This window comes from Aquabacterium sp. (assembly GCF_036279675.1).
Lineage (GTDB): Bacteria > Pseudomonadota > Gammaproteobacteria > Burkholderiales > Burkholderiaceae_C > Aquabacterium.
In genome coordinates this window covers 33,119-44,168 of sequence record NZ_DASUIS010000058.1, presented here as the reverse complement: position 1 = coordinate 44,168, position 11,050 = coordinate 33,119, and the positions used below count along the sequence as shown (strand labels likewise).

Below are 11,050 nucleotides of genomic sequence, written 5' to 3'. Positions count from 1 at the left end.
CCATGCCCCACCTGACAACGCGGCCGCAGGGCACGCACCTCACGGCTGATCTGGCAGGCTGCCATGCCGCCCATCCCTGGATGACCCAGCCAGAGGCCTTGCGCCAGGCCTGCCTGCTGGCGGTGGCTGAAGCGGGCCTGCAGGCCGTGGGGGAGCGCTTTCACGGTTTTGAGCCTGCCATGGGGCACCAGACAGCTGGCGTCACCGGCGTGGTGCTGCTGGCCGAATCGCATCTGGCGGTTCACACCTGGCCCGAACTGGGCGTGGTCACGCTGGATGTGTTCGTGTGCAATCTGCTGAGCGACAACGCGGCACGTGCACAGCAGTTGCTGGATCGGCTGGTGGCGGGCTTCGAGCCTGAGCGCCAGTCGCGTCACACCTTGCTGCGCGCCTTGCCTGATGCCCGCAGCACCTGATCGGCTGCACGCACGCCATGGGTGAAGGCTTCTTCGAACACCGAATAGCCTGACAGATCACTGTGTGCGAATTGCAGGCGCCCCTGCGGTTCGCGCAGCGCGGCCAGTGCCGCATGGCCACGCACGCCAGGCACGGGGATGCTCATGGCGTGGCCATAACGCATGAGGTCCATCTGCCTGACCAGGCCCGGCAAGTCGGGGTGAACGCGAGCCAGGTCAGCCGCCACCCTGCCCGCCCACACGGACCAGTCATCCTTGAGCAAGGCTTGCCGCAAGGCCTGACCTTGCGCCGCATCCTGGCCACCGAGTGCCCAGTAATGAGTAAGCAGCATGGGGCCGGTCACCGGCGCCAGGCTTTGATGGCGCGCGTCGACATAGCCCAACGAAGGCACGGGCACGCCGTTCACGCCATCTGCGGTGTAGGGCACATTGTCCCAGGCCAGGGGGGCACCGGGGCGATCAAAGAAGGGCTTGTCCAGCAGGATGTTGCTGACCAGCCAGGGCGCATACGCCATGCGCGGCACCACAGACTGCAAGGCAGGCAAAGCTTGCTTCAACAGGCGCTGCGCCACAAACAGCGGCACGGCCAACACCACCTGTCTGGCAACCCAGGTCTGCACACATTGCTGCTGGCTGTGCCAGGCCTGCACACGCACTTCGTCACGCCCGGCATCGACACTCAAAGCCACCTGACCGGCATGCCAGCGAGTCCCCAGCTCTTGCGCGAGGTGCTGGGTCAGCCAGCCATTGCCTTGCGGCCAGGTCAGCACCGCATCATGGGCTTCACCCTGTCCCGGCACATCAAAGCCATGGCGGCTGGCGAAATAGTGCAGGCCGGCCCAGGCCGACACACGCCCCAGGCCGGCGCCATAGTCGTCTCGGCAGGCGTAATCCAGCAGCCATCGCAGAGGTCGCGAGCTGTAGCCACGCTGATCCAGCCACTGCGCGAAGGTGAGCTGGTCCAGCGCATCGAGGCCGGCGTGCCAGGGTCGCTTGGTGCTGGGCATGGCGAAGCCCAGTTCGCGTGCAGCGGTGCTCACCTCCAGCGCAAAGCGACGGTATTGCGCGAGGTCATCGGCAGCCAGGCCATGCTGCGGCAACAGGCCGTCGTGCCACTGGCCACGCCAGAAGGCAGGCTGATCCTGCCGGGCATCGGGCACAAACAGGCGCTCCTGAGGGCTGTGACACAGGTGGCGCTCGTCGGCCACCCAGCGCCCATGCTCGAGGCGTATCAGGCCGATCTCCTCCAGCCATTGGGCCACTTCGATGGCATCGGCCCCAGGCATGGGCAGGTAGTGCGCACCCAGTGGACAAGGCAGGTTCTGCACCAGATGCCCACGCGCGTTGCCACCGGCCTGATCGTCCAGATCCAGCACGGCCAGGTCATCCAGCTCGGCACGCATCAGGGTGTGGGCGGCAGACAAACCCGCGACGCCCGCACCGATGATCAGCGTGTGCACACGGCGGGTCTCGCCGCACAGCGCTTTGGGTGTGTGGCCATCACGCCAGGCATGTGCACGGTCCACATGGGCCCCTACCCATCCACCTTGCAGATCAGTGCGCAAGCCCTTGTTAGCGCGACTGCCGGAGCAAGCGCTCAAGCCACTCAAGGCGGGCACGACCATGGACGCTGCCACCGCGCTCGCACCGCCCAGCCACTCGCGCCGTGTCGGGCTCATTGGTGCACACGGCCCCACTCGGCCTCGAAGGTCTGCACAAGCACCTGGTTGCTCAGGCGATTGGGCTCGGCGGGCACGCGGGCCATGTCAGGCGGGAAATCAAACAGCGCGGGCAGGCCCGCCAGGCTCAGGAAACGCATGCCTTGCGGCAGCGAAGTTGGCATGCGCCACGGGCGGTGGTGCGCCAGGATGAAGCCCCACTCGCCAAAGCTCGGCACGTGCGCGTGATACGGCGTGGTCTGCAGGCCCACAGCCTCCAGCGTGCTGGCCACCGTCCAGAAGCTTTGCCGTGCAATCAAGGGCGACGTGGTCTGGATCACGGCATAGCCGCTGGCAGACAGGTGCTGATCCAGCAGCGCATAAAAGGTGGTGGTGTAGAGCTTGCCGATGGCGTGGTTGGTGGGATCGGGGAAGTCCACCACGATGACGTCATACACCTCGTCATGCGTGCCCAGCCAGGTGAAGGCATCGGCATTGACCACCTTCACACGGGGTGCATTGAGCGCGTTCCTGTTCAAGGCAGTCAGGCGCGGATCCTGGCGAAACAGCGTGGTCATGGCCGGGTCCAGCTCGACCAGGGTCACCTGCTGCACGCTGGGGTACTTCAGGATCTCGCGCACGGCCATGCCATCACCACCGCCCAGCACGAGCACACGTCGCGGTGCGCCCTGTGCGCTCATGGCCGGGTGGACCAGCGCTTCGTGATAGCGGTACTCGTCACGCGAGGCGAACTGCAGGTTGCCATTGAGGAACAGCCGCGTGCCGCCATGCCCTTGTGTGATGACGATGCGCTGGTAAGGCGTGTCCTGCCGCAGCACGACGCCTTCGCCATAGAAGCGGTCTTCGGCCCAGGTGGTCAGGGGTGGTGCGCCCACCATGGCCGCGGCCAGCACGAGTGTCACGGCGAGGCAGGCCGCGGCATGCGAGCGCCAGCTGCGCAATTCGGCCTTGAACAGCCACAGGGTCCATGCGGCCACCAGCACGTTGAGCAAGCCGAACAACACGCCGGTTCGCACCACACCCAGATGCGGCACCAGCAAGAGCGGAAACGCCAAGGAGACCGCCAGTGCGCCCAGGTAATCGAAGGTGAGCACCTCGGAGACCAGATCCTTGAGCGCGTAGCGCCGCGCAAAGTGGCGCTTGAGGATGCGCATCACCAGCGGGATCTCCAGCCCTACCAGCACGCCAATCAGCATGACCATGCCGTAGAGCAAGGCCCTGAACGGCGATGTGGCCCAGGCCGGCAACAGGCTGTTGGCCACGAACAAGGCAGCGGGCATCAGGCCACCAATGAGCCCGACGAGCAACTCGATGCGCAGAAAGTGCGCGACCAGCTGGCGCTCCAGATAGCGCGACAACCATGAGCCCACGCCCATGGCAAACAGATAGGTGCCAATGACGGTGGAGAACTGGAGGATGGAATCCCCCAGCAGGTAGCTGGCCAGGGCGCCAGCCGCCAGCTCATAGACCAGCCCGCAGGCCGCCACCACAAACACCGAGGCCAGCAAGGCCACCTCGGCCGGTGCCATGCGCGCGCGCGCGCCGTCTGACGAAACCGCTTCTTCAACCATGCACGGCTGCGGCCACGATCTGCCCGATGGCCAGGCACATCGAGCCCACCACGATGGCCAGGGCCACGTTCTTCTTCTCGACGATCTCGCCCCACAGGTCATACGGGGTGAGCTTGTCGACGATGATGAAGCACACCCAGAACATGAGCACGCCCATCAAGGCAAATGCCATGGAACCCAGGAACACGCCGGGCTTGAGCCATTCGATGTCGATCATGTGTTTCTCCTAAACGCTATTTGTGTGAGCCGCCACTGCTGTAGCCGCCGTAGGATCCGCCGTGACTGCTGCCGCTGCTGTGATACGAGCGGCATTGCTGATACTCGGCGCTGTATTCGCCATAGGTCTCGCGCACATCACTGCAATCATCCGAGCATCGAGACAGGATCAAGATCAGGATCACCATGACCAGGATCCAGAACAGGTTGCTGCCCCACTCACCCAGCTCAATGCTGGACAGCAGGCTGGCCTCGCGCTTGAAAGCACTGAGCTGATCAGGCGAAATCTTGAACGCCGTCATCACGTCCTGGGCGCTGATGGATTCGCCCGCAGACCAGGTGACTTCGTTGCCTGTCTTCTCGCGATTGAGCTTCAGGTCAACCTTGCCGCTGCTGCCTGTGAAGTCCGTGTTCAGTGTGCGCTGGTTCTTGCGAACAGGCCAGTAGAACTCGCCCAGCACATAGGTGGTCTTGGCGGTGTAGGTGTAGCGCTTCTTGTAGTCCACGCCTTGATAGCTGAGCTTGTCGCCCCTGGTCGATGGCACGCCGGTGACCGTGCGCACCACGCTCCAGCCATCCTCGGCATCCACCAGAAACGCGAATCCGGCCGTGCGGTTGTACAGCAGGTACTCGCGCCAGAACGTCTGTTCTTCGCCTTCTTCGGTGGGTTCGTCGCAGCGTTCCTGATAGCCCACGACCTGCCAGGCCAGGCTGGTGCCCCCGACGGTCAGACGGCCTGTGCGCCCCAAGGGAATCAAGGGCTCCAGCGTGTTGTCCTGGCGGTAGAACTTGAGGTCGCCCCCCAGGCCCTTGCTGATGTCCACCACGGCCTTGCAGCTGCCGCAGACGATGGATCTGGTGCTGTCGAGCGTGGGCGTGAGCGAACTGCCGCAACTCGGGCACTCGATGCCTTTGGCCTGGAGCTTTGCTTCTGAAGGCTGCTTGCCATCCGGCAAGCCCGACAGCTTCAGCTCAGCCAGCTGCACGGAGCGCCCCACGCTCAGCACAGCCCCCGCAGGCAGCAGTTCGACAGACAGCACCTCGCCGCCGGAGTTGCGCAACTCGACCACCGGATACGTGGCCTGGAGATCAGGCGCCTCGGCCAGCTCGCCCTGCGCCGCATGCACATGCACCTGGACACGCGACGACAGCACCCAGGGCCGCTGCGCCACAAGCAGTGCCGTGCCGACAGCAGGCTGCAGCAAGTCAGGCAAAGTGGGCGCCGGGGGTGGCAGGCCAAAGCCGAAGACATAGGCGCCGTTGTCTTCGCTCAGGCTGCCGCTGCGGCCATTGTCAAACAGCGCGTGCCATTCGGTCCAGCGGCCTTCCAGGCCATCGTCGTCCTGGTAGGCCAGTTGAACGCGGCCGATCAGCGTGAAGGACTCACCCTGGTACTGGCCGCGTGCGCCCAATGCCAGCGGGCTGTGGTCATCGAACAGCTCTGCGCTCTGGCCGATACGGCGCAGTGATTCGCCGTCACGCACCAGCGTGCTTTTGCAAAAGCTGCAGACCGCCATGGGCGATGCCGCCGATCGAAACTCGACCGGCGCACCGCAAAAGGTACAGCTTGCCCGCCAGGCGCGCTGACCTGGGCCTTGATCACTCATGTCAACAACCCGCCGTTCAGACGAGTTTCTTGAGCAGCTCGGCCTTCTTGGCGCTGAACTCGTCTTCCGTCAGGATGCCCTTGGCCTTGAGATCGGCCAGTTTTTCGATGGTGGCCATGATCTCGTCGGGCTTGAGGCCGCCAGGTGCCGCACCCGTGACGGCCGAGGCCCCTTGCAGCCCTTGCTGGATGGACTGCGCCATCACCTGCCCCAGCGCCAGGCCTGCGCCCAGACCGGCGGCATCGCCAGCCACACCGCTGCCCTGCCCCGAAGCGGCTGCGATCGTCGGCAAGGCCTGAGCGGCCTGGTACTGCACGAACTGGCCCATGTTCTGGCCCACCATACCCATGCCGATCTTCTGGTCCAGGATCTTCTGCAGCTCTTCAGGAAAGGACACGTTCTGCACGGTCAGGCCTTCGATCTTCAGGCCCAGTGCCTCGAACGAGGGCGCCACGGCCTCGGACAAGGCCTTGGCAAACTCGATCTGGTTGGCGGCCAGATCCAGGAAGGGGATGCCACTTTGCGCCACGGCATCACTCAGATGCTGCAGCAGCAGGCCACGCAGTTGACCGTCGAGATCGGCCAGGGTGTAAGACTCACGCGTGCCGGACACCTCGGTGTGGAACTTGCGCGGATCGGCCATGCGCACGGCGTAGTTGCCAAACGCACGCAGGCGCACGGCGCCGAAGTCCTTGTCGCGCAAGGTGATGGGCTGGCTGGTACCCCAGCGCATGTCCAGTTGCTGACGCGTGCTGAAGAAGTACACATCACTCTTGAACGGGGAAGCGAACAGCTTGTCCCAGTTCTTGAGGTTGGTCAGGATGGGCAGGGTCTGGGTGCTCAGCTTGTGCGTGCCCGGGCCGAACAGATCGGCCACCTTGCCTTCGTTGACGAACAGTGCCATCTGCGATTCGCGCACCACCAGCGTGGCACCGTTCTGGATTTCGCGATCCTCGAAAGGGTAGCGCCATGCCAGCACGCCATCGGTGGACTCCATCCACTCGATGACATCAATGAACTGCTTCTTGATGAAATCGACCAAACCCATGTGTTTCTCCCGAATCGCCGCGCCTCCTTTGGGCGCCCGGCAGACCGCATATTACCCACATCTCCAGCCCGGCTGCCGTAGAATCGCCACTCCGATCAACAGCCCCTGGATCTACACCATGCCCCGCTGTCTCAAGACGGTCCTGGCCACCCTGGCCCTGGCTGCCCCTGCTCTGGCGCTGGCCCAAAGCGCCGTGCTGAGTGCCTCCACCACAAGCACCAGCACCAGCAGCGACAAAGGCCCGCCCATCGCCAACCCGGATACCCTGCAGGGCCGCGCCATCGCCATCCCGATGCAATCACTGCGTGGCGACATCATTTTCGGCCAGCCCCCCGAGGTGTCACTCAACGGCAGCGTGGCCAGACTGGCCCCAGGCGCCCGCATCCGCGATCTCAACAACCTGCTGGTGCTCTCCGGCAACCTCGTCGGCCAACGCTACAAGGTCAACTACACGGTCGACACCTACGGCCTGTTGATGAACGTCTGGTTGCTGACGGCAGCCGAAGCCAGCCGGCTGTGGCCCACCAACGCGCAAGAAGCGGCCACCTGGTCATACGACCCTGTCTCGCACACCTGGACCAAGCCCTGATCCTGATCCGCCCGCATCGAAGAAGAAGTTCGCCATGAGTTCCCTGCCCGCCTCCAACACGCCCACAGATCAGGCCGCTGACACGTCCACTGCTGCCGCAACCACCGGCAAGAAGGTCTATATCAAGACCTATGGTTGCCAGATGAACGAGTACGACTCGGACAAGATGTCCGACGTCATGAACGCAGCCAAGGGCTACACGCCCACCGACAACCCCGAAGAAGCCGACCTGATCCTGTTCAACACCTGCTCCATCCGCGAGAAGGCACAAGAAAAAGTGTTCAGCGACCTGGGCCGCGTCAAGCACCTGAAGGCCAAGGGCGTGATGATCGGCGTGGGCGGTTGCGTGGCCAGCCAGGAAGGCGCCTCCATCATTGAGCGCGCGCCTTATGTGGACGTGGTGTTCGGCCCGCAAACACTGCATCGCCTGCCCGCCATGCTGGAAAAGCGCCAGAGCTCCAGGCGCCCCCAGGTGGACATCAGCTTCCCCGAAATCGAGAAGTTCGACCACCTGCCGCCGCCTCGCAAGGAAGGCGCTTCGGCCTTCGTGTCCATCATGGAAGGCTGCTCCAAGTACTGCAGCTACTGCGTGGTGCCTTACACGCGTGGCGAAGAAGTCTCGCGCCCGTTTGACGACGTGCTGACCGAGGTGGCCGATCTGGTCGACCAGGGCGTCAAGGAAATCACCCTGCTGGGCCAGAACGTGAATGGCTACCGCGGCAAGATGGGTGACACGGCCGAGATCGCCGACTTCGCCACCCTGGTCGAGTACGTTGCCGAGATGCCGGGCCTGGAGCGCATCCGCTTCACGACCAGCCATCCCAACGAGTTCGGCCAGCGCCTGATCGATGTGTACGGCAAGACCGACAAGCTCGTGAACCATGTGCACCTGCCCGTGCAACATGGCTCCGACCGCATCCTCATGGCCATGAAGCGCGGCTACACCACGCTCGAATACAAGAGCACCATCCGCAAGCTGCGCGCCGTGCGACCTGACATCCGCCTGTCGACCGACTTCATCGTCGGCTTCCCCGGTGAAACCGATGAAGACTTCGACAAGCTGATGAAACTCGCCACCGACATCGAGTTCGACGCCTCCTTCAGCTTCATCTTCAGCGCCCGCCCCGGTACGCCCGCTGCGGCCCTCGAAGACACGACACCGCACGAGGTCAAGCTCAAGCGTCTGCAAACCCTGCAGGCCTATCTGGACGGCAACGTGCAGCGCTACAGCGAAGAGCTGGTGGGCAAGACGCAGAAGATCCTGGTCGAAGGCCCCAGCCGCAAGGACCCCAGCGAACTGATGGGCCGCACCGAGTGCAACCGCATCGTCAACTTCGCGGCAGGCCCCACACAGGCACTGCGCGAACGACTGATCGGCCAGTTGATCGAGGTGAACATCACCAAGGCCTTCCCGCACTCGCTGCGGGCTGAGCTGAACCTGAAAAGCTGAATCTGAAGGGGTTTCGCCAAGACATACCGTGACGTAATTGGCGAGACCGCCTTAAAGCAAGGGTTTAAGTTCTTTCACTTTTTGACTTTGTGGCCGAAATTCGAAGCACCACTGTCACTTGTGATCGGACCGACATGAAGCTCCTGCGCCTGTGCGCTCATCAGGTTCGCCTCAACGAGCCCCTGCCATGGAACGTGCGCAATGAACCCGGCCACCTGCTGCTGGGCAAAGGCTTTTTGCTGACTGACCAGGCTCAGATCGACTCGCTCATGGAGCGCGGCGTCTTTGTCGACCAGGACGAGTACGAGGCCCATCAACGCGAATTGAAGGCAGCACAGGCCCGCAAGGACCCCTTCATACTGTGGGCCAACATCCTCAAGCGCACGGGCCACCTGCTGCGCAACCACAAGGACAACCCCCTGTTCGCGAAAGAGCTGGGCGACCTCTCCACCCAGATCCAGGGTGCCATGAAGGAAGACGTCAACGCCGGCACCTTCGAGATGGTCTATGGCGATCCGACGGGCTACTCGGTATCGCACTCCTTGCAGACGGCTTTTGTGGCTGCCTTGGCCGCAGAGCGCTTCGGCTGGACGGAAAATGACCGCGCCACCCTGATCCGTGCGGCGCTCACGATGAACATCGCCATGCTGGACATGCAGAACGCGCTCACCCAGCAGACCACGCCCTTGACGCCCCAACAACGTGCCGAGATCAACGCCCACCCGCGCAAGGGCAGGCTGATCCTCGAATCGGCCAACGTGAGCTGCCAGGACTGGCTCCGAACGGTGGAGGATCACCACGTCACCACCGACGGGCGCGGCCTGCCGCAGGACCGCAAGGACTTCAGCCAGCTGGCCTGCATGGTCCACTACACCGACGTGTACCTGGCCAAGCTCAGCCCACGGGCAAATCGCCCGGCCATTGCCGTCAACGTGGCGGCACGCGAGCTGTATCTGAAGTCAGGCGGCGCCGACAACCCCTACGCGGCGGCCATCATCAAGGAGATGGGCATCTTCCCGCCCGGCTCCTTCGTGAAGCTGGCCAACGGTGACACGGCCGTGGTGCTGCGCCCGGGCGAGACAGCCAACACACCGCAGGTGCACAGCCTCATCAGTTCGGACGGCTGGGTGTTCCCCGACACCAAACCACGCGACACGGCCAAGCCTGAGTTCAAGGTCGTGGCCGCCGTGCCCCGAGGCAACGTGATGATGCGGCTCAACCGCCAGAAGCTGTTCGGTTACGCCACGGCCTGAGCCAGCGCCTCACACAAGCGGTCAACCTGCTCGAACGTGTGCGCCGCTGACAGCGAAATACGCAGGCGTGCCGTGCCTTCGGGCACCGTGGGCGGCCGGATGGCCGGCACCCATACCCCCTGGCGATCGAGCTGGGCCATCACGGCCAGGGCCGCCTCATTGCTGCCGATGATCAGCGGTTGAATCGCGGTATCGGATGGCAACAAGGTCCAGGGCAGGTTCGCCGCCTTCACGCCCGACTGCAGGCGTTGCTGCAAGGCGCGCAGATGCGCACGCCGCTGGGGCTCATCACGCATCACCGTCAAGGCCGCGCGCAGCGACTCGGCAATCATGGCCGGCGCCGCCGTGGCGAACATATAGGTGCGCGCCTTCTGCATGATCCACTCGACCAGGCTGGGTTCACCCGCCACAAACGCTCCTGCCACGCCGGCAGCCTTGCCCAGCGTGGCCATGTAGATCAGGCGATCCAGCCGCCCTTGCCAGGCAGGTGCCGCACCGTTGACGCCTGCGATCCCGTGATACGACAAGGTGCCTTCACCCTGTTCGCCCAGCACGCCGAACCCATGGGCATCGTCGATCATCAACCAGGCGTCGTAGCGTTCACACAAGGCCAGCAAGGCCGGCACATCGGCCACATTGCCATCCATGCTGAACACCGCATCCGTCACCACCAGCTTGCGGCGCGCAGTGGACGCTTTCAAGGCAGCTTCCAGTGCGCCCATATCGGCATGCGGCAACACATGCGACTCTGCACGCGACAGGCGAATGCCATCGATCAGGCAGGCGTGGTTGAGCGCATCGGAAAACACCGCATCGCCCTTGCCCACCAGGGCGGGGATGGCGCCCACATTGGCCGCGTAGCCTGCATAGAAATACAAGGCACGCGGCAACCCCACCATGGCGGCCAGTTCCTGCTCCAGCGCCTCATGTGCCGGGCTGTGCCCGCACACCAGCGGTGAAGCCGTGGCCCCCACGCCGTAACGCGCAGCCGCCTGCTGTGCCGCGGCAATCAGCGCGGGATGCTGTGACAGGCCCAGATAGTCATTGCTGCCAAAGGACAGGCGCTGCTGCCCATCGATCAGATAGGTGGTGCCACGCAAGGCTTCATCAGATGGGGCCAGCTCGGCAGGCGCCACGCAAGGCGCGACCTGCCGGCGTTTACGCTGGAGATGCGCCGCCTGCAGGCGAGCCAGCTCCTGTTCGAACAATGCAGTCATCCTG

10 protein-coding genes are annotated in these 11,050 nt (G+C 64.0%); 4 read left to right on the top strand and 6 right to left on the bottom strand.

All coding sequences use genetic code 11. The features are described from left to right. Positions 1-2: 2 nt before the first annotated feature. Positions 3-416, top strand: coding sequence for an adenosylmethionine decarboxylase (gene speD / locus VFW93_RS07180; RefSeq protein WP_329693302.1), 414 nt, complete (start codon positions 3-5; stop codon positions 414-416). On the opposite strand, the gene VFW93_RS07175 is transcribed toward speD, so the two are convergent. The 5 genes from VFW93_RS07175 to VFW93_RS07155 are packed head-to-tail and all read right to left on the bottom strand — an operon-like array spanning position 374 to position 6,537. After that, positions 374-2,095 (bottom strand): FAD-dependent oxidoreductase, encoded by a 1,722-nt coding sequence (locus tag VFW93_RS07175; protein WP_329693301.1) that lies wholly within the window; start codon positions 2,093-2,095, stop codon positions 374-376. The two genes, speD and VFW93_RS07175, sit on opposite strands and share 43 nt — an antisense overlap. Continuing rightward, the gene (locus VFW93_RS07170; RefSeq protein WP_329693300.1) at positions 2,092-3,666 is read right to left on the bottom strand and encodes a polyamine aminopropyltransferase; all 1,575 of its coding nucleotides are present in this window, start codon (positions 3,664-3,666) and stop codon (positions 2,092-2,094) included. Before VFW93_RS07170 ends, VFW93_RS07175 begins: the two co-directional genes overlap by 4 nt. Further along, positions 3,659-3,880, bottom strand: a complete 222-nt coding sequence (locus tag VFW93_RS07165) for a DUF350 domain-containing protein (RefSeq protein WP_329693307.1) — start codon at positions 3,878-3,880, stop codon at positions 3,659-3,661. Before VFW93_RS07165 ends, VFW93_RS07170 begins: the two co-directional genes overlap by 8 nt. A gap of 19 nt (positions 3,881-3,899) precedes the next feature. Next, the gene (locus tag VFW93_RS07160; protein ID WP_329693299.1) at positions 3,900-5,489 is read right to left on the bottom strand and encodes a DUF4178 domain-containing protein; all 1,590 of its coding nucleotides are present in this window, start codon (positions 5,487-5,489) and stop codon (positions 3,900-3,902) included. Positions 5,490-5,505: 16 nt separating this feature from the next. Beyond that, positions 5,506-6,537, bottom strand: coding sequence for an SPFH domain-containing protein (locus tag VFW93_RS07155; protein ID WP_329693298.1), 1,032 nt, complete (start codon positions 6,535-6,537; stop codon positions 5,506-5,508). A 118-nt stretch (positions 6,538-6,655) separates the two neighbouring features. On the opposite strand from VFW93_RS07155, the gene VFW93_RS07150 reads away from it, so the two are divergent. The 3 genes from VFW93_RS07150 (at position 6,656) to VFW93_RS07140 (ending at position 9,829) form a co-directional block, all read left to right on the top strand. Continuing rightward, positions 6,656-7,126, top strand: coding sequence for a hypothetical protein (locus tag VFW93_RS07150; protein WP_329693297.1), 471 nt, complete (start codon positions 6,656-6,658; stop codon positions 7,124-7,126). 34 nt (positions 7,127-7,160) lie between these two features. Beyond that, complete coding sequence (gene miaB / locus VFW93_RS07145) at positions 7,161-8,576, top strand: tRNA (N6-isopentenyl adenosine(37)-C2)-methylthiotransferase MiaB (RefSeq protein WP_329693296.1); 1,416 nt, start codon at positions 7,161-7,163, stop codon at positions 8,574-8,576. Positions 8,577-8,710: 134 nt separating this feature from the next. After that, complete coding sequence (locus tag VFW93_RS07140) at positions 8,711-9,829, top strand: HD-GYP domain-containing protein (protein ID WP_329693295.1); 1,119 nt, start codon at positions 8,711-8,713, stop codon at positions 9,827-9,829. Here VFW93_RS07140 and bioF read toward each other — a convergent pair. Continuing rightward, positions 9,814-11,046: an 8-amino-7-oxononanoate synthase gene (gene bioF, locus VFW93_RS07135; protein ID WP_329693294.1), complete on the bottom strand. Its 1,233-nt coding sequence runs from the start codon at positions 11,044-11,046 to the stop codon at positions 9,814-9,816. The two genes, VFW93_RS07140 and bioF, sit on opposite strands and share 16 nt — an antisense overlap. Positions 11,047-11,050: the final 4 nt, after the last annotated feature.

Excerpts from the sequence above, each read along its gene's own strand:
- bioF (WP_329693294.1), bottom strand. The coding sequence starts at position 11,046 with ATGACTGCATTGTTCGAACAGGAGCTGGCTCGCCTGCAGGCGGCGCAT.
- speD (WP_329693302.1), top strand. The coding sequence starts at position 3 with ATGCCCCACCTGACAACGCGGCCGCAGGGCACGCACCTCACGGCTGAT.
- VFW93_RS07140 (WP_329693295.1), top strand. The coding sequence starts at position 8,711 with ATGAAGCTCCTGCGCCTGTGCGCTCATCAGGTTCGCCTCAACGAGCCC.
- VFW93_RS07170 (WP_329693300.1), bottom strand. The coding sequence starts at position 3,666 with ATGGTTGAAGAAGCGGTTTCGTCAGACGGCGCGCGCGCGCGCATGGCA.
- VFW93_RS07175 (WP_329693301.1), bottom strand. The coding sequence starts at position 2,095 with ATGAGCCCGACACGGCGCGAGTGGCTGGGCGGTGCGAGCGCGGTGGCA.
- VFW93_RS07155 (WP_329693298.1), bottom strand. The coding sequence starts at position 6,537 with ATGGGTTTGGTCGATTTCATCAAGAAGCAGTTCATTGATGTCATCGAG.
- VFW93_RS07160 (WP_329693299.1), bottom strand. The coding sequence starts at position 5,489 with ATGAGTGATCAAGGCCCAGGTCAGCGCGCCTGGCGGGCAAGCTGTACC.
- VFW93_RS07150 (WP_329693297.1), top strand. The coding sequence starts at position 6,656 with ATGCCCCGCTGTCTCAAGACGGTCCTGGCCACCCTGGCCCTGGCTGCC.
- miaB (WP_329693296.1), top strand. The coding sequence starts at position 7,161 with ATGAGTTCCCTGCCCGCCTCCAACACGCCCACAGATCAGGCCGCTGAC.